Origin of the sequence: Zoogloea sp. (assembly GCF_028689785.1) — a bacterium.
Lineage (GTDB): Bacteria > Pseudomonadota > Gammaproteobacteria > Burkholderiales > Rhodocyclaceae > Zoogloea.
This window is the reverse complement of the sequence record NZ_JAQVCN010000015.1, coordinates 1-17,785: the sequence shown is the minus strand read 5'-3', so window position 1 is coordinate 17,785 and position 17,785 is coordinate 1. Positions and strand designations below refer to the sequence as shown.

Sequence of the window (17,785 nt, the reverse complement as noted above, 5' to 3'; positions counted from 1 at the left end):
GCTGTCCGGATCTGCCCGGCGCGCGTGCTTCTTCCTATACCCGAAAGCGCGCGATCTGGTCCTTCAGGCTGACTGCGATGCGCTCCAGGCCCACAGCGGCATCGGCGGCGCCGCGGATGTTCTCCGAGGTGCTCTCGACCATGTTCGAGATCTCCTCGACGCGCTGGGCGATGGAGGTGCTGGCGGCGCTTTGCTCCCGGGTGGCGTCGGCTATCTCACGCACCCGGGTGAGGGTCTGGCGGGCACCGGCTTCGATGGCCTGCAGGGCTTCGGCGGCCGCGGCTGCCAGGGCGACACCCTGGTCCACCTCGGGCAGGGCCGCATTCATGGCATCCACCGCGCTGCTGGTGTCGCCCTGGATGCCGGAGATCATCTGCTCGATCTCGGTGGTGGCTGATGAGGTGCGCTCGGCCAGCTTGCGCACTTCGTCCGCCACCACGGCAAAACCGCGGCCCTGCTCGCCAGCCCGGGCGGCTTCGATGGCGGCATTGAGGGCCAGCAGATTGGTCTGTCCGGCGATCTCCTTGATCACGTTGGCAATCGACGAGACCTGACCGATGCGCTCCTCCAGGGCCAGGATGCGCCCCGACGCGCTGGTGACCGTCTCGGACATCTTGCGGATCGCCTCGGAGGCCTGACCGACACGTTCGCTGCCTTCGGCAGCAAGGCGCATGGCTTCCTGGGAGTTTTGTTCGGTCTCCAGGGCGCTGGAAGAAATATGGCTGGAGCTGACGGTCAGCTCCTCCATGGCTGCGGCCATGGCGGCAGTGGCATCCGACTGGCGTACGGCGGCATCGGCGACTTCGGAGGATACGCGGGTGATGTGGTCGGCATTATGGACGAGCTGGTTGGCGCCCTCATTGATCTCGCCCATCATCGAGCGCAGGGCGCCCACCATGCTGGCCAAGGCCTTGAGCATGCTGCCGTCGCGGGGATTGCCGACGGCCGCGGTGAGGTCGCCGGCGGCGGCCTGCTGCATCACTGCCGTGGCTTGCCCGGGTTCGCCGCCGAGCTGGGCGGTGACGCTGGTGCTGATTCTCCAGCCAGCCAGGCCGAGCACGATCAGCATGATGGCAGAGATGCCGCCGAGGAGCAGGGCGATGCTGCGGAACTCCCGGTCCACGTCATCGATATAGATGCCGGTGCCGAGGATCCAGCCCCAGGAGGTAAAGGGCAGGGCATAGGACAGCTTGGGTTGCGCTTCAGTCTCCCCGGCCTTCGGGAACCAGTAATCCACGAAGCCGCCACCGGTACCGCCTGCCCGCACCAGCTCGACGATGATGCTTTTGCCGTTGGCATCCTTGAGGTCGCTGGCGTCGGTGCCTTCCCGTTCGGGTTTGGGGGGCATCAGCACATAGTGGCTGCGTTGATCGACCACGAACAGGTAGTTGGTCTTGTCGTAGCGCATGGTGCGCAGGGTTTCGATGGCCCCCTTTTTGGCGTCTGCCTCGCTCATCGCGCCAGCCTGGAGCTGTTTGTAAAAGTGCTCGATCACTCCGCTGCCGTTCTCGACAAGGAGCCTGGTCTGGAGCTTGCGGTCTTCAAGCATGCTGGTGCGCAGATGCGCGAGACTTACCGCGCATAGGATGGAGAGGCCTACAAGGGCAAGGGCGACGAGCAGTCGCATACGCGTGGCGACGCTAAGATTGTCGAGACTCATGGTGGTTCCTCAGCGACGGGCGGAGCTCTAGGTGGATCACCGGCCGCCAGGGCGTCGGTGTTTATTAGTTGTGCATTATTTACGGTCGTCCCTACATTTCCTTTACAGATTTCGTCGGTGACAGGGGAGGCTTGCTGCGCCGGGCTTTGCCGCCCAGCGTGCCATCAGGCGTTCAAACTCAGTGGAAACCCAGTAAAATCCGCGTTTTGCCCAAATTCGCGCGGCCCGTGCCGCGGAGCGCCCATGTCCGTCCAAAAACCGACTTTCCAGCAGATCATCCTGCGCCTCTCGAACTTCTGGGCCGAGCACGGCTGCACCCTGCTCCAGCCTTATGACATCGAAGTCGGCGCCGGCACCTTCCACACGGCCACCTTCCTGCGCTCCATCGGCCCGGAGCACTGGAACGCCGCCTATGTGCAGCCCTCCCGCCGCCCCAAGGATGGCCGCTATGGCGAGAACCCCAACCGCCTGCAGCATTACTACCAGTACCAGGTGGTGCTCAAGCCCTCTCCGGCCAATATTCAGGAGCTTTACATCGACAGCCTGCGGGCTCTGGGTATCGATCCCAATGCCCACGACATTCGCTTCGTCGAGGACGACTGGGAATCCCCCACCCTGGGCGCCTGGGGCCTGGGCTGGGAGGTCTGGCTGGATGGCATGGAGGTCACCCAGTTCACCTATTTCCAGGAAGTGGGCTCGCTGAGCTGCAAGCCGGTGTTGGGCGAGATCACCTACGGTCTTGAGCGCCTGGCCATGTATCTGCAGGGCGTCGAGAACGTCTATGACCTGGTGTGGTCCATCGGCCCCGACGGTACACCGGTCACCTACGGCAATGTCTATCACCAGAACGAGGTGGAGCAGTCCACCTACAACTTCGAGCACTCCAACGTGGAGTGGCTGTTCCGCCTGTTCGGCGAATACGAAGCCGAGGCCAAGCGCCTGATGGCCGTGCCCTTGGTGCTGCCGGCCTTCGAGATGGTGATGAAGTGTTCCCACACCTTCAACCTGCTCGACGCCCGCGGTGCCATCTCCGTGACCGAGCGCGCCGCCTACATCGGTCGCGTGCGTGCCCTGGCCCGCGAAGTGGCCCAAGCCTACTACAACTCCCGCGAAGCCCTCGGCTTCCCGATGCTCAAGAAGGAGGCCGCGTGATGACCAGCGCGACCCTGCTCGTAGAACTGCTCACCGAAGAACTCCCACCCAAAGCCCTGCCCAGGCTGGGCCAGGCTTTTTCCAACGGCATCGTGACCGGCCTGCGCACCCGCGGGTTGGCGATGGCAGATGGTGACTTCCGCTGGTTCGCCACGCCGCGCCGCCTGGCGGTGACCATCTCCAATGTGGTCGCCGAAGCAAGCGCCAAGGACGTGACAGAGAAGATCATGCCTGTCTCTGTGGCGCTCACCGCCGACGGCCAGCCGACCCCGGCCCTGAGCAAGAAGCTTGAGGCCAAGGGCATTCCCCTGTCAGCCTTGGCCAGCTTCGAGCGCCGTATGGACGGCAAGGCCGAAGCCCTGTTCTACACCTCTACGGTGGCCGGTGCGAAGCTGGCCGATGTGCTCGGTGGCATCGTGCAAGACGCCCTCAAGCAGCTGCCCATCCCCAAAGTGATGCGCTGGGGTGACGGTGACGCGACCTTCGTGCGCCCCGCCCACAAGCTGACCCTGCTGCACGGTGCCGACGTGGTGCCGGGCTCGGTGCTCGACATCCAGTCCGGACGCACCACCAAGGGGCACCGTTTCATGAGCCGTGGCGAGATCGAGATCGCCACCGCCGATGCCTACGAGCCGACCCTGCTGGCCGAAGGCAAGGTCATCCCCGACTTTGCCGAGCGCCGGGCCAACATCGAGAAGCAGCTGGTCACGGAGGCGGGCCGTCAGGGCGCCACTCTTGGTGAGTACGCCGATCTGCTCGACGAAGTGACTGCCCTGGTCGAGCACCCCACCGTCTATGTCGGGGAGTTCGAGGCCGAGTTTCTGGCCGTGCCCCAGGAGTGCCTGATCCTAACCATGCGGGCCAATCAGAAGTACTTCCCCCTGTTCGATGCCGACGGAAAGCTGAAGAGCCGCTTCCTGATCGTCTCCAACATGGAGCTGGCCGACCCGTCCAACATCATCACCGGCAACCAGCGCGTGGTGCGCCCGCGATTGTCCGATGCCCGTTTCTTCTTCGAGCAGGACATCAAGGCTGGGCTCACCTCCCGCGTGGTCAAGCTGGATGCGGTGGTGTATCACAACAAGCTCGGTTCCGTGGGTGATCGTGTCCAGCGCTTGTCCATCGTTGCCCGCAAGGTAGCCGGACTGCTCGGTGCCGACGAGAACCTGGCCAACCGCGCCGCGCTGCTCTCCAAGGCCGACCTGCTGACCGACATGGTTGGCGAGTTCCCCGAGCTGCAGGGCACCATGGGCCGTTACTACGCCCTCGCCGAAGGGGCTGCTCCGGTGGTCGCTGAGGCCATCGAGCAGCACTATCGCCCGCGTTTTGCCGGCGATGCCCTGCCTGACAGCAACATCGGCCGGGCCCTGGCCCTGGCCGACAAGCTCGATTCCCTGAGCGGCTTCTTCGGCATCGGCCAGATTCCCACGGGTGACAAGGACCCTTTCGGCCTGCGCCGGGCTGCCCTCGGCGTGCTGCGCATCCTGATGGAAGGGCCTCTGCCCCTGGATCTGGCCGAGCTGATCGCCGAGTCCGCCGCCAGCTTCACGCCGGGGCGGCTGAGCGCCGAGGTGGCGGGGCCGCTCTACGACTTCATGCTTGAGCGCCTGCGCAACACCCTGCGCGACGCCGGTCATGCCCAGGACGTGGTGGATGCCGTGTTGGCCCTCAAGCCGACCCGCATCGATCTCGTGGTACCGAAGCTGGATGCGGTGCTGGCCTTCCAGCAACTGCCCGAAGCCGCGGCTCTGGCTGCTGCCAACAAGCGCATCGTTAACATCCTCAAGAAGGCTGAGGGTGATATCGGTGAGCCTGACCTGGCCTTGCTGGTCGAGGACGCCGAGAAGGCGCTGTTCCATGCCATTACCGACGTGGCTCCGCTGGCCCGATCCCACTTCCAGAACGAGGCCTACACCGACGCCCTGCGCGTGCTGGCCGGCCTGCGCACCGCGGTGGACCGCTTCTTCGATGAGGTGATGGTGATGGCCGAGGAGCCGCTGATCCGTCAGAACCGTCTGGCCCTGCTCCAGCAGCTCGCCGGCCTGATGAACCAGGTGGCCGACATCTCCCGCCTGTCTGCCTGAGGGCAAGCCATGAAGATCATCGTGCTCGACCGGGACGGCGTCATCAATTTCGACTCCGACCAGTTCATCAAGTCGCCGGACGAATGGAAGCCGATCCCCGGTTCCCTTGAAGCCATTGCCCGCCTCAACGAGGCGGGCTGGCGGGTGGTGGTGGCTTCCAACCAGTCCGGGGTCGGGCGCGGGCTTTTCGACATGGACACCCTCAATGCCATCAATGAGAAAATGACCAAGGCTCTCGGCCAGGTGAGCGGGCGGCTGGATGCGATCTTCTTCTGCCCCCATGCCGCCGACTCAACCTGTTCTTGCCGCAAGCCCAAGCCGGGCATGTTCATCGAGATCGCTGAGCGCTTCAATGTCGATCTCAAGGGCATGCCGGTGGTTGGCGATAGCCTGCGCGACTTGCAGGCGGGCATGGCCGTGGGCTGCAAGCCCTACCTGGTGAAAACCGGCAAGGGCAGCAAGACCGCGCTCGACCCCGATTTGCCTGAAGGCACCGAGATATTCCCTGACCTGGCGGCCGTGGTCGCGCACCTAACCGCCTGAGAGAAACCCGTGGTCCTGATCCGTAACCTCCTGTTCATGGTGGCCCTGGCCATCTTCACGCCGCTGTACGCCTTGATCGGCATGGCCACCTTTCCCTTCGGTCCGAAGACCCGCCACAAGCTGATCCGTGGCTGGCCACGCATCATGGCCTGGGTCATCAAGCATGTGCTGGGCATTCCGTACCGGCTGATCGGCAGTGAGAACATCCCGGCCGGCCCGGCCATTGTCATCTCCAAGCACATGTCGGCCTGGGAAACCATCATGCTGCAGGACATTTTTCCGCCCATGGTCTTTGTGATGAAGCGGGAACTCCATAAGGTGCCGTTCTTTGGCTGGGGCATCTCCCAGATGCCGATGATCGCCATCGACCGCGCCGCCGGTAAGGATGCCCTGACCCAGGTGGAGGAGCAGGGGCGTGACCGCCTTGCCCACGGCTTCTGGGTCACCATTTTCCCCGAAGGCACCCGGGTGGCGCCTGGCAGCAAGAAACGCTACAAGGCTGGTGCCTCGTGGTTGGCAGCCCAGACCGGAACCCCCGTGGTGCCGGTGGCCCATAACGCCGGTGAGTTCTGGCCCCGCAATGCCTTTTTCAAGACGCCGGGCGAGGTGGTGGTGAGTATCGGGCCGGTGATCGACACCACCGGCCTGAATGCCGAGCAGATCAACGCCAAGGCGGAGGCCTGGGTCGAGGCCGAGATGAGGCGGCTCTTCCCCCACCACTATCGCGAGCTGCGCAACAAGGACACCGCTGCGGCGTGAGTGCGGCTGTCGAGACCCGCGAGATCGTCCTGAATGGTCAGCGAGTGCCTTACCTGTTGCGTCGGAGTGCTCGCAAGACCCTCGGCCTGCGTATTGACCACAGAGGGCTGATTGTTGGTGTGCCGCTGCGCGCGCGCCTCGGCGACGCCGAGGCTTTCATGCGCAGCCACGCCGTCTGGATCATCGAAAAGCTGAGTGTCCGCGCCCGCTCAACCGAGGCCGCCACGCCACCTTTCCAGATCGGCGAGGGGGCCGTGCTGCCTTATCTCGGGCAGCCCTGCCGCCTGCGCCTGGGGGAGGGCAACAACCAGGTCCGCTGGCATGAGGCCGGGGAGGCACCGACACTGGAGCTGGCCCTGCGTGCCGGGGCTGACCCGCGTCTGTTGCTTCTCAGGGCCTTGCAGCAGCGTGCCCTGCTCCTGTTCGGCAATCGGGTCGAGGAGTTCTGCGCGCGCCTGGGGCTGCCGGTTCCGCCCGTCGGGCTGTCCAATGCCCGTACCCGCTGGGGCAGCTGCAGCAGTCACAGCGGTATCCGCCTGCATTGGCGCCTGATCCACCTGCCCCTGGCCTTGATCGATTACGTGGTGGCCCATGAAGTGGCCCATCTGATCGAAATGAACCACTCACCACGATTCTGGTCCCTTGTCACGTCGTTGTACCCCGAGCACCCTGCGGCCCGCCGCGCGCTCCGGGATGCGGCGGCGAGTCTTCCCCATCTCTGAACCCAAGGATTAGCACCATGCGCCTGCTCCATACCATGCTCCGTGTGGTCGATCTCGACCGCTCCATCGCCTTTTACACCGAGGTTCTCGGCATGCGCCTGCTGCGTCGCAACGACTATCCCGAGGGCAAGTTCACTCTGGCTTTCGTCGGTTATCAGGAGGAGTCTGCCGGTGCCGTGCTCGAACTGACCCACAATTGGGGGGTGGATGCTTATGAACTGGGCACGGCCTATGGCCACATCGCCCTGGAGGTGCCCGACGCCTATGCCGCCTGTGATGCCATCAGGGCGCGTGGCGGAAAGGTGGTGCGCGAAGCCGGCCCGATGAAGCACGGCACCACGGTGATTGCTTTCGTGGAAGACCCGGATGGATACAAGGTCGAGCTGATCCAGGCCAAGGGCACCAGCGCCCATTGAGCCCTGGTGCTGCCGCGGGAGGCTTCCTGCGGTGAGCGGTGGATTCAGCAGTACTGGCCGAAGGCCTCGCGCAGGGCGGCAAGCTCTTGATGCAGCTCGCGTAGGGCTGCCGGCGCTTGTTCGAGGTTTTTCTCACGCCCCATGCGTTCGAGCTGTTGAGCCTTGGCCTGGGCCCGGCTGGCGCAGAAGTTGGATACCGCACCCTTCAGTGCATGGGCCGTTCCATGGAGGGCCTCAGCATCACCCGCGGTGACCGCGGCCTCGACGTCGGCCAGCAGACGGGGTTCGTCCTCGCTGTACATGACCATCAGCTGGGCGAGTAGATCTTCGTCATCGCCCAGGTTGGCGAGCACCTGTTCCCGATCGAACACCGGGCCGCCCACAGGGGGGGATTCAGTGACCGGGGCTGGGTCATTGTGGCCGGTGTGGTGAATCAGCACTTCCACCAGATCGGGGGCGTGTACCGGTTTAGACAGGTAGCCGTCCATGCCGGCCTGCAGACAGCGTTCCCGGTCGCCTTTCATGGCGTGGGCGGTCATGGCGATGATCGGGGTATAGGGCATGCCCGCGGCTTCCCGCCCGCGGATCTCGACGGTGGCCTCAAAGCCGCCCATCACGGGCATCTGCACATCCATCAGGATGGCATCGAACCGCCCCGCGGCATGCAGGGCGAGCGCTTCTTCGCCGTTGTTCGCCACCTCCACGTGATGCCCCAGCTTGGCCAGCAGGCGCATGGCCAGGGTCTGGTTCACCACGTTGTCCTCTGCCAGCAGGATGCGCAGCTGGCGGCGTTGCTCGCGCAGCGTGTGGCGGGTGATCAGCGGGCGCTCGTCGAGGGGGTCGACCGACAGCAGGATGGCGTTGAGCAGGTCGGAGGCCTCAACCGGCATGGGCAGGTAGGCGGCGATGCCCAGCTCCCGACAGCGGGCCCCGTCGCCGCGGCGGCCTTCCCCGGCCAGCATGATCACGCAGGGCTGAGGGATGCCTGTTTGGGGAATCGTCTCGGCCAGGGAGAAGCCCTCGGCATCGGGTAGCTGGGTACCGAGGATGACCACCCGGTAGGGCAGGCCGTTGCTGGCAGCCTGGGTCAGCTCGCGCAGGCAGGTGCTGGCGTCGGGTGCGCAGGTGGGGGCCATCCGCCACTGGCTCAGGAGTTCGATGAGGGTTGCGCGCTCGGAGGGGTTGTCCACGGTGATGAGTACCGGCAGGCCTTCCAGGTGGGCGCGCTCATCGGTGCCGGCCGTGCATTGGCCCAGTTCGAAGTGGGCCGTGAAGCGGAAGGTGCTCCCTGCGCCGGGGGGGCTGTCCACACTGATCTGGCCGCCCATGGCCTGGACCAGCTGGGCGCTGATGGTAAGCCCGAGGCCGGTGCCGCCGTAGCGCCGTGTCGTGGAGGTATCTGCCTGGGAGAAGGCCTCGAAGATCAGCCCCTGCTTTTCGGGGGGAATGCCCATCCCCGTGTCCTGAATGCTGAATTCGATGGAAACCCCGTCTTCTATCACCGGCCCTGCCTGCACGATGACTCTGACGCTGCCTTCAGCAGTGAACTTGATCCCATTGGAGATCATGTTGATCAGGACCTGGCGCAGCCGGTGAGGGTCGCCGATCAGGCTGTCGGGGACTTCGGGAGCGACCTGGACGCTGAGCAGCAGGTCCTTCTCGGCGGCCCGCTGCTGGAGGGTCCGGACGGCCAGCGCTACGCAGTCCCGCAGGCTGAAGTCGATGTGCTCAAAGTCGAGCTTGCCGGCCTCGATCTTCGAGAAGTCGAGAATGTCGTTGATGATGCCGAGCAGGGAGTTGGCGGAGCTTTTCACCAAGGTCAGGTACTCCTTCTGTTCCTCGTCAAGTTCCGTTTCCAGGGCCAGGTCGGTCATCCCCAGAATGGCGTTCATGGGCGTACGGATCTCGTGGCTCATGTTGGCCAGGAAGTCGCTTTTGGAGCGGCTGTTGGCCTCGGCCGACTCCTTGGCCTGCCGCATGATCCGCTCCGTCTCCTTGCGCTCGCTGATGTCCCGCAGGTAGGCGGTGATCAGGCGGCTGCCGCCGCCGTCCACGGTGACCAGGGCCATTTCCACTGGAAACTCATCGCCGTTGTAGCGTCGGGCCAGGGTCTCGATGCGTTGCCGTTGGGTGTCGGAGGGTGGGTATTCGAGAAGCTCGCGCAGCCTGGCGGAGTGGGTGTCACGCAGCCGTTCGGGGAACAGAAGCTCGGAGACCGGCTGATGCAGTGCATCGGCCCGGGAGATGCCGAAGGTGCGCTCGGCGGCCGGGTTGAACTCGAGAATGCGCCCGAGGGCATCGACAGTGATGATGCAGTCGAGGGCTGCCTCGGCAATCGCGCGGTTGCGCAGTTCGCTGGCTGCCAGCGCGGATTGGCCGTCGAAGAGCCGGATGGAGGTCCAGTTGAGGGCGTCCACAAGCTTGCGGATTTCGACGACAGAGGTGGGTTCGTTGAGGGTGTCGCCCTGGCAGTTCTCCATGGCTTCGGCAAAGGCGGTGGCACGCTCCAGGCTGCGCAGGGGAGGACGCAGGAAGATCAGGATGGCCGCGGTGCTGATCAGCAGTGTCAGCAGGCCGGCCAGGACACTGTCCATGAGAATGTGCTGCAGACTGTCGTTGGCTGCAGCCGGATGAATCTCGCTGCGCAGCCAGCCGATGGGGGCCTTGTCACCGATGCCGACCCAGGCCTCGATTACCGAGCTACCGGCCTGGGCTTCGACGCTGCCGGCCTGGCGCCCCTGCTCCGGCAGGGGAATGGGGGTGTCGCTGTCCGGTTCTGCGGTAAGGGGCGCGGTGTCGGTGGTCCGCCGCACGCTGGCCAGCGGGTTGCCCTGCCGGTCGGTGACGGTTAGCCGCAGGATGGCTGAGTTGCTGGAGATGTCCTGCAGGTGCTCGGTGATGCCGCGACGGTCGTTGCTGGCAACGTGAGGCTCTAGTGCTGCCGCCAGGTGCTGGGTCAGTTCGTCGGCGTGGGCTCGTTCGAGGCGTTCGACGTAGTTGGCCTGGTCGAAACCGGTGTAGAGCGAGTAGGCGGAGACGGAGAGGGTCAGCAGCAGGGCGAACAGCAGGGTGAGCTGCTGGCCGAGGGAGTGGAGCCCCGCGCGGTCCGCCAGGCGACTGAGGAGGCTGATCATTCCTCTTCGTCCTGGAAACGTTCCCGCACGGCCAGTACGTCGGCCCAACGGTCGAGCAGGGCGTCGACGCAGGCTGGGTCAAAGTGCTGGCCGCGTTCGGCTTTGAGGAAGTCGATGGCTCGTTCCATGTCCCAGGCGGGCTTGTAGGGGCGTGCGGAGGTGAGGGCGTCGAAGACATCGGCAACGGCGACGATGCGCCCGGCCAGGGGAATCGCCTCCCCGGCCAGCCCGGCGGGGTAGCCGCTGCCGTTGAATTTCTCGTGGTGGGTGAGGGCGATCTCAGCAGCCAGCTGGATCATCGGTGAAGAGGAGCCCTTGAGGATGTCGTAGCCGATGGTTGCGTGGCGCCGCATGATGTCCATTTCCTCATCGGTGAGGCGCCCGGGCTTGAGAAGGATGTGGTCGGGGGTGCCAACCTTGCCGACGTCGTGCATGGGGGCTGCACTCAGGAGGCGCTCGCACAGTTCCGGCTTGAGGCCCAAGCGCTGGGCGATGAGCTCGGAGTAGTGGGCCATGCGCAGGATGTGGGCGCCCGTTTCCGGATCGCGGAATTCTGCGGCGCGGGCGAGGCGGGCGATGGTCTCGCGCTCGCGGGCAATGATGTCGGCGGTCTGGCGGCGGACTTCGGCCTGGAGGTCGTCGTTCCAGGTGCGCAGGCGGGTGTGGCTGCTGCGCAGGGCCAGCATGGTGCGCACTCGGGGATCGAACTCGTGGCGGTCGATGGGTTTGGTCAGGAAGTCATTGGCGCCGGCCGTGAGGCTCTGGTAGCGAACTTCCTTCTCGTGGGCTGCAGTGACCATCAGGATGGGCACTACGTCGGCCGGGTGCAACTGGCGCACGGCCTTGATGAATTCGATGCCGTTGAGGTCGGGCATCATGTAGTCGACGATGATCAGGTCGGCCTCGTGGCTTTCACACCATCTGAGCCCCTCCAGCGGTGAGGTGAAGCACACAATCTCGGTGCCGGCCGGGGCCAGCTTGCGGACCAGCGCCTGGATCAGGGTCAGGTTGAGGGGGGTGTCATCAACGATGGCGATGGCCATGGGGGCTCCGGGGGGACGGGGCACAGGGGCCTGTCCCGGTGACTTGGGCAATGTCAGATTATCGGCCCGAAGTCCTTGAAGTTAAGCGAGGGCCGATCATGAACCGGAATGGCCATGGCGTCCTGGTGGGCTCCGTCGGCAGGGGCCGTGCAGGGTAATGTCAGGGTGAAGCGGGTGCCGCTGCCTGGGGTGCTCTGAACGTCAATCTGCCCGCCCAAGGTACGGGTGACGAGGTTGTATACGATGTACAGGCCAAGCCCGCTCCCTCCTTCGCCGAGGCGGGTCGTGAAGAAGGGGTCGAATATGCGCTGCAGGCTGGCACTGTCGATTCCGTGGCCGTTGTCTGTGACGCTGATGCGGACGCTGTCGGAGCCCGCCTGGGTAGTGACGGCGATGTGGCCATCGGGGCGTCCGGCAAAGGCATGGGTCAGTGCGTTGCTGATCAGATTGGTGAGGATCTGCCCGAGGGCACCGGGGTAGCTGTCCATCTGGAGTGCTTCTGCCGGGGCAATGTCGAGGGTGTAGTGGCTGCCCCTGAGCATCGGGCCGAGGGTGACGGCGATCTCGTGGAGCATCTCGCCAAGCTCGAAGGGGCGGCGGTTCTCGCTGCTCTGGTCGACGGCAACCTGCTTGAAGCTGCGGACTAGTTCCTGGGCGCGATGCAGGTTGCGCGTGAGTAGTTCGCCGGCTTCCCGGGTGTTCTCCATGAAGGCATCGAAGCTGTTTCGGCGCAGCCCGCCGGAGGCGAATTCCCGGGCTAGTTCCTCGGTGCGGGCAGCGAGGGTAGTGGCAACAGTGACGCTGTTGCCGATGGGTGTGTTGAGCTCATGGGCGATACCCGCCACGAGGGCGCCGAGGGCGGCCAGCTTTTCGCTGCGCACCAACTCGTTCCGGGCCTGGTGCAGGGTCTCAAGGGTGCTCCGTAGTTCGGCGGTGCGTTCTGCGACCCGTCGCTCCAGCCCTTCGTTGAGCTCCTCGATGTGCGCCTGGGCGCGCCGCAGTTCTGTGATATCCACCAGGGACCACAGCCCGCAGTCTTCGCCATTGATGCGCAGGTGGCACCCGGAAACCAGGCAGGTGGCAATTTCGTCGCGACCCCGGGGGCGGATGCGGACCTCCCGCTGGGCCACGATTTCGTCGCGGGTAATGCGGGCATAGAGATCGTCGTAAACGTCGGTATCTACCCAGAAGTCGAGTTCGCCGGTGCTACGGGTGAGGACGGCGCTGCGCTTGAGCCCGAAGAGGTTCTCCCAGGCGGGGTTGGCATCCACGTGGGTGCGGTCGGCCAAGCGGGTCAGGGAGGTGGCTACCGGTGCCGATGCGAAGATGCGTGAGAACTTTGCCTGGCTCTCCTGAAGGGCGTCGTTGGCGGCCTTCTGCTCGGAGATGTCCCGGACGATGGCAATGAGGCAGGTCTGGCCCTCGATCTCCACGGTGGAGGCATTAAGCAGACAGTGCTTCCGCAGGCCTCCGCGGGTGCCGATGGTGCAGGGAAAATTGCGCAGGGCGCCGTACTGGCTGACTCGCTCCACCACGGCCATCCGTTCTTCGGGGACCGGCCATAGGCCGAGGTCCAGGGAGGTGGTGCCGATGGACTCTTCCCGCGACCAGCCGACAAGCTGGACGAAGGCCTGGTTGACATCAAGGATGGCGCCATCTGAGAGGCGGCTGATGGTGATGTAGTCGGGACTGCAGTGGAAGGCTGCGGAGAAGCGTTCGTGCGCAGCGTCGAGGGTGTCCTCGGCGCTGCTGCGGCGCGCCTGCTCGGCCTGCAGTGCTGCGGTCAGGTCGGCCATGGAACGCCGGGCCGCACCCAGCTGGCGCCAGCCGAGGACAAGCGCGATGAGGGCGACTACGGTGACGGCGAGCAGCGCTGCAATGGGCAGGGCGCTCATTGCAGCCCGGGGGCGGCCTGATGAAGGGTGCGGAGGATGCTCGCCATGGTGTCGAATCCCATGTCGTAGAAGCGTTGCAGCAGGGGCGCCAGGTGCCCGAGCGCGAGCAGCAGAACGACGAAGCCGACTGTCATGGTGATGGGGAAACCGATGGCGAACAGGTTCAGTTGCGGTGCAGCGCGAGTCAGGATGCCCAGGGCGATGTTGGTGATGAGCAGGGCAGTGACCACCGGCAGGGCCATCAGCAGGCCGGAGGCGAAGATCGTGCTTCCCGAGCGGACCAGCACCATCCAGCCCTCCTTGTGCAGATCGCCGCTGCCGATCGGCAGCCATTCGAAGCTCCGGGCCAGGGTGTCGAGCATCACCAGATGACCATTCAGGGACAGGAAAACGAGGGTCGCCAGTAGGGCCAGGAGTTCGGCCACGACCGCTGTCTGGCCACCAGCCATGGGGTCGAAGAAAGTGGCAAAGGAGAGGCCCATCTGCAGGCTGATGAGTTCGCCCATCAGGTCGAGTGCTGCAAACACCACGCGCATGGCCAAGCCCATGGCGATGCCGATCAGGGTCTGCTCCAGGAGGATGAGCAGCCCGGCCCAGGAGTCCAGGGAGACGTTGGCCGCAACGGGGAAGGCCGGTGCGATGCCGATGCCCACGGCCAGCCCCACCACCAGCTTGATGCGTCTGGGCAGGGCGTTATTGCCGAACACGGGTGCCGCGGTGATCAGTCCGAGAACCCGGGCCAGGGGAAACGCGAAAAGCGCCAGCCAGGCGTCGAGCTGTGCCGCGGTGACGGTGAGCATGGGCTGGCCAGGGTCAGCCGATCATGGCAGGGATGTTCTCGAAGAGGCGTCGGATGAAGTCGGTCATCATGGTGATCATCCATGGCCCGGCCAGCACCAGGGTGATGAAGGTGGCGATCAGCTTGGGAACGAAGGAGAGGGTCTGCTCATTGATCTGGGTGGCGGCCTGGAAGATGGAGATGATCAGACCGGTGGCGAGGGCCGCGATGAACAGCGGGGCCGAGACGAGCAGGGTGAGTTCCAGGGCCTGACGACCCAGGTCAATGACGGTGGTGGGGGTCACGGGGCGCTCCTATCCGAAACTCTGCACAAGGGAAGCGATCAGCAGATTCCAGCCATCCACCAACACGAAGAGCATGATCTTGAAGGGGAGGGCGACGATGGCCGGGCTCATCATCATCATGCCCATGGACATCAGCACCGAGGCGACGACCATGTCGATGATCAGGAAGGGGATGAAGACGATGAAGCCGATCTGGAAAGCGGTTTTCAGCTCCGAGGTGACAAAGGCGGGAATCACCACCCGCATGGGCAGATCTTCGGCTTTGTCTACCCGGGGTGTCTTGGCGAGCTTGGAGAACAGATTGAGGTCGGGTTCGCGGACCTGCTTGAGCATGAAGGCCTTGACCGGCACGGTGGCCCGGTCGAGGGCTTCATTGAAGGTGATGCGGTTCTCCGACAGGGGTTGCCAGGCTTCGGTGTAGACCTTGTCGAGTACCGGCGACATGATGAAGAAGGTGAGAAACAGGGACAGGCCGACGATGATCTGGTTGGGCGGCGAGGTCTGGGTGCCCATGGCGTGGCGGAGCAGGGACATGACGATGATGATTCGGGTGAAACTGGTCGTCATCAGCACCAGGGCCGGCAGGAAGCTCAGGGACGTGAGCAGCAGCAGGGTCTGGATGGACAGGCTGTACTGGGTGCCACCCCCCCCTGTGGGAGTGGTGGTGAGGGCTGGCATGGCCTGGGCGAGTACGGGCAGGGGAGCCAGCAGGAGCAACGGGGCAAGGCGCCGGAGCAGGGGCATGAGGTGTTTCATCGGGGGCGGCGTTCGAGGGTCTGCTTGAGCCAGGTCTGGAAATCCTTGCCGCCAAGCTGGGAGGCGTTGTTGCCAGAGGAGGGGAGATCCACCGTGTCGAGGGTGTGAAGGGTATTCACCCGCCCGGGAGAGACCCCGAGGACGAGGATTTTTTCGCCCACCTCCACCAGTACGACCCGCTCTCGGGGGCCGACTGCTGCTGCGCCGCGCACCTTCAGCAGGGCCGCCCCCTGAGCGTTGCCCCCGCCGATCCGGCGCAGCGCATGCAGGCTGGCGTAGAGAAGGCCGATTACCAGGCCTAGCCCGAGCAGCATCTGGACAACACTTCCGGTGGCATCGAAGGTGCCGCCGTCCGCGGCAATGACGGAGCCGGTCAGGAAAAGCAGGCCTGCAGCTGGAGGCGGGAAGTGCATGGGGTTCGGGAAGCGTGGGGAGTCTGCCGCCAGCTTATCCGTGAAATCCGTCCGGGTATGGGGCGATTAGGCGTGCAAAAGGGGCATATTTTTGTGCTTTGCGCCTGTTGTCGATGAACTGCCCGGTGTGCTATCAATCAAAGCTGGTGTTGGGTTCAGGAGGTGTGATCATGTTGCTGTGGCATCGTGACATCCAGCCGGTGGCTGGCGCGTCTGAAGACAAGCTTGGGGAGTCAGCTTCCGATAACGCCTACGAGGCCAAGCGTCAGCGGGCCTTGCAGATTCTCGGGGAGCGCTGGTTGCTGCATCGGGCCAATGCCCCTGACCGGCGGCCGATCCGCTCGGTGCTGATGCGCCCGAGGGCTGGCGAGGCGGCGCCTGTACGTTGAGGGCGGACGTCTGCTGCAACCCGGTTGGGGCAGGTCAGCTGCGGAGCTTGCGGATGCGTTCGGCCGGCGTGATGATGTCGGTCAGGCGGATCCCGAACTTGTCGTTCACCACCACCACTTCGCCCTGGGCGATCAGGGTGCCATTTACCAGCACATCCATTGGCTCGCCAGCCAGGCCATCGAGTTCCACCACTGATCCATGGGCCAGTTGCAGCAGGTTGCGGATGGCGATCTTGGTGCGTCCCAGTTCCACGGTAAGTTGCACCGGGATGTCCAGGATCATGTCGTAGTCATTGATCGACCCGCCCTTGGTCCCGGCCTGGCCGAAGTCGGGAAAGAGCTGGCTGGCGGGCTTGGCCTGGTAGGGGGAGCCGTCGTCCTCTGTTGGCTCGGCCGGGTCGGTGAGCCCTTCTGCTGCTGCCTGCTCCTGCATGGCTGCAGCCCAGTCGTCGTCGCTGATCTGGTTTTCGTCGGGGATGTCGGTTTCTGACATGGTGTGCTCCTAGCCCTTGGCCGCGGTTTCTTCTTCCTGGGCCAGGAAGCGTTCGACCTTGAGGGCGTATTGACCGCGTTGTACGCCGTAGTGGCATTCCATGAACGGTATGCCGTCCACTTCCGCCTGAACGGTTTCCGGGATGTTGAGGGGAATCACGTCGCCGGGCTTCATGTGAACGATATCCCGCAGGGTGGCCTTGGCTGTGCCCAGACGGGCCACCACGGTGACCTCGGCCGTCTGCAACTGCTTGCCCATCATGTTTACCCAGCGGTTGTCCTGGGTGATGTGGTCGCTTTGCATGGTCGAGTAGAGCGTCTCGCGGATCGGCTCCAGCATCGAGTAGGGGAAGCAGAAGTGCATCTCCGCCTGGGAGCCGCCGAACTCCAGCGTGAACGAAGCCGCCACCACGATCTCGCTGGGCGTGGCAATGTTGGCGAACTGAGGGTTCATTTCCGAGCGGACGTACTCGAACTCCAGCTTCTGCACCGGTGCCCAGGCCTTGGCGTATTCGTCGAAAGTGACTTTCAGCAGGCCCTGGATGATGCGTTGTTCGGTGGGGGTGAAGTCGCGGCCTTCAACCCGGGTGTGGAAGCGGCCGTCGCCACCGAACAGGTTGTCCACCACCAGGAACACCAGGTTCGGGTCGAGAACGACGAGGCCGGTGCCGCGCAGGGGCTTGGCTATGAACAGATTGAGGTTGGTGGGCACAACCAGGTTGCGCACGAACTCACTGAACTTTTGAACCTTGATGGGCCCCACCGAGACTTCGACGTTGCGGTGCATGTAGTTGAACATGCCGATGCGCAGATAGCGGGCGAAGCGCTCGTTGATGAGCTCCATGGTGGGCATGCGCCCACGCACGATGCGTTCCTGGGTGGCCAGGTTGTAGTCCCGGACACCGCTGGAGCTCTCCTCCGCGTGTTCTGTGTCGTCACTCTCCCCGGTGACGCCCTTTAGCAGGGCATCCACCTCTTCCTGGGAGAGAAAGTCCTGGGCCATGGCTAAACCCCGTTATTGCACGATGAACTGGTTGAACAGCACGGCAAGCACCGGCCCGTCGTCTTCCGGGCGACTGCGCTTGTTTTTCTTCTTCGGGTTGGGGGCGTAGCCGAGTACGTCGTTGGCTTCTTCCTTGATCTCGTCGGCGAGCTCTCCGCGGCCTTCCGAGGTGGCCAGGTCGGACGGCTTCTTGGACGACAGCAGCATGATGATGCGGTGCTTGAGCTCGGGCATGTAGAGC

Annotated in this window: 18 protein-coding genes; 7 read left to right on the top strand and 11 right to left on the bottom strand. The window is 64.5% G+C overall.

The genetic code is table 11. From position 1 onward, the window contains the following. Window positions 1-34 precede the first annotated feature (34 nt). The gene (locus PHI64_RS09025) at window positions 35-1,660 is read right to left on the bottom strand and encodes a methyl-accepting chemotaxis protein (protein ID WP_299881820.1); all 1,626 of its coding nucleotides are present in this window, start codon (window positions 1,658-1,660) and stop codon (window positions 35-37) included. Window positions 1,661-1,903: 243 nt separating this feature from the next. Between PHI64_RS09025 and glyQ the strand changes: the two genes are divergently transcribed. The 6 genes from glyQ to gloA are packed head-to-tail and all read left to right on the top strand — an operon-like array spanning window position 1,904 to window position 7,336. Then, window positions 1,904-2,812 carry a glycine--tRNA ligase subunit alpha gene (gene glyQ / locus PHI64_RS09020; RefSeq protein ID WP_299881819.1) on the top strand — a complete coding sequence of 303 codons (909 nt, stop codon included), beginning with the start codon at window positions 1,904-1,906 and terminating at the stop codon, window positions 2,810-2,812. Then, entirely contained in the window at window positions 2,812-4,896 is a 2,085-nt protein-coding gene (gene glyS / locus PHI64_RS09015; RefSeq protein WP_299881817.1) for a glycine--tRNA ligase subunit beta, read from the top strand. The genes glyQ and glyS overlap by 1 nt, the downstream gene beginning before the upstream one ends. Window positions 4,897-4,905: 9 nt before the next feature. Continuing rightward, entirely contained in the window at window positions 4,906-5,439 is a 534-nt protein-coding gene (gene gmhB, locus PHI64_RS09010) for a D-glycero-beta-D-manno-heptose 1,7-bisphosphate 7-phosphatase (RefSeq protein ID WP_299881815.1), read from the top strand. A 9-nt stretch (window positions 5,440-5,448) separates the two neighbouring features. Next, window positions 5,449-6,198 (top strand): 1-acyl-sn-glycerol-3-phosphate acyltransferase, encoded by a 750-nt coding sequence (locus PHI64_RS09005; RefSeq protein ID WP_299881813.1) that lies wholly within the window; start codon window positions 5,449-5,451, stop codon window positions 6,196-6,198. Continuing rightward, window positions 6,195-6,920, top strand: coding sequence for a SprT family zinc-dependent metalloprotease (locus PHI64_RS09000; protein ID WP_299881811.1), 726 nt, complete (start codon window positions 6,195-6,197; stop codon window positions 6,918-6,920). The genes PHI64_RS09005 and PHI64_RS09000 overlap by 4 nt, the downstream gene beginning before the upstream one ends. 17 nt (window positions 6,921-6,937) lie before the next feature. Continuing rightward, window positions 6,938-7,336 carry a lactoylglutathione lyase gene (gene gloA / locus PHI64_RS08995; protein ID WP_299881809.1) on the top strand — a complete coding sequence of 133 codons (399 nt, stop codon included), beginning with the start codon at window positions 6,938-6,940 and terminating at the stop codon, window positions 7,334-7,336. A gap of 44 nt (window positions 7,337-7,380) precedes the next feature. On the opposite strand, the gene PHI64_RS08990 is transcribed toward gloA, so the two are convergent. Genes PHI64_RS08990 through fliO form a run of 7 tightly spaced genes read right to left on the bottom strand, consistent with a single transcriptional unit; the run spans window position 7,381 to window position 15,660 of the window. After that, window positions 7,381-10,470 carry a response regulator gene (locus PHI64_RS08990; RefSeq protein ID WP_299881807.1) on the bottom strand — a complete coding sequence of 1,030 codons (3,090 nt, stop codon included), beginning with the start codon at window positions 10,468-10,470 and terminating at the stop codon, window positions 7,381-7,383. Further along, window positions 10,467-11,513, bottom strand: coding sequence for an HD domain-containing phosphohydrolase (locus PHI64_RS08985; RefSeq protein ID WP_299881805.1), 1,047 nt, complete (start codon window positions 11,511-11,513; stop codon window positions 10,467-10,469). Before PHI64_RS08985 ends, PHI64_RS08990 begins: the two co-directional genes overlap by 4 nt. A 53-nt stretch (window positions 11,514-11,566) precedes the next feature. Next, window positions 11,567-13,408 carry a PAS domain-containing sensor histidine kinase gene (locus PHI64_RS08980; protein WP_299881803.1) on the bottom strand — a complete coding sequence of 614 codons (1,842 nt, stop codon included), beginning with the start codon at window positions 13,406-13,408 and terminating at the stop codon, window positions 11,567-11,569. Next, window positions 13,405-14,208, bottom strand: coding sequence for a flagellar biosynthetic protein FliR (gene fliR, locus PHI64_RS08975; RefSeq protein WP_299881801.1), 804 nt, complete (start codon window positions 14,206-14,208; stop codon window positions 13,405-13,407). The genes PHI64_RS08980 and fliR overlap by 4 nt, the downstream gene beginning before the upstream one ends. 13 nt (window positions 14,209-14,221) lie before the next feature. Then, a complete protein-coding gene (fliQ, locus tag PHI64_RS08970) occupies window positions 14,222-14,491 on the bottom strand; it encodes a flagellar biosynthesis protein FliQ (RefSeq protein WP_296565578.1) in 270 nt (89 codons plus the stop codon). Between the two features lie 9 nt (window positions 14,492-14,500). Continuing rightward, entirely contained in the window at window positions 14,501-15,235 is a 735-nt protein-coding gene (fliP, locus tag PHI64_RS08965; protein ID WP_299881798.1) for a flagellar type III secretion system pore protein FliP, read from the bottom strand. 8 nt (window positions 15,236-15,243) lie between these two features. Next, window positions 15,244-15,660, bottom strand: a complete 417-nt coding sequence (fliO, locus tag PHI64_RS08960; RefSeq protein ID WP_299881795.1) for a flagellar biosynthetic protein FliO — start codon at window positions 15,658-15,660, stop codon at window positions 15,244-15,246. Window positions 15,661-15,830: 170 nt separating this feature from the next. On the opposite strand from fliO, the gene PHI64_RS08955 reads away from it, so the two are divergent. Continuing rightward, window positions 15,831-16,049 (top strand): hypothetical protein, encoded by a 219-nt coding sequence (locus PHI64_RS08955; RefSeq protein WP_299881793.1) that lies wholly within the window; start codon window positions 15,831-15,833, stop codon window positions 16,047-16,049. Between the two features lie 34 nt (window positions 16,050-16,083). Here PHI64_RS08955 and fliN read toward each other — a convergent pair whose 3' ends face one another. The 3 genes from fliN to PHI64_RS08940 form a co-directional block, all read right to left on the bottom strand. Next, window positions 16,084-16,542: a flagellar motor switch protein FliN gene (gene fliN / locus PHI64_RS08950; RefSeq protein WP_299881791.1), complete on the bottom strand. Its 459-nt coding sequence runs from the start codon at window positions 16,540-16,542 to the stop codon at window positions 16,084-16,086. Window positions 16,543-16,551: 9 nt separating this feature from the next. After that, window positions 16,552-17,544, bottom strand: coding sequence for a flagellar motor switch protein FliM (gene fliM / locus PHI64_RS08945; protein WP_299881789.1), 993 nt, complete (start codon window positions 17,542-17,544; stop codon window positions 16,552-16,554). 12 nt (window positions 17,545-17,556) lie between these two features. Continuing rightward, the coding region (locus PHI64_RS08940) for a flagellar basal body-associated protein FliL (RefSeq protein ID WP_299881787.1) at window positions 17,557-17,785 on the bottom strand (229 nt) is incomplete at its 5' end.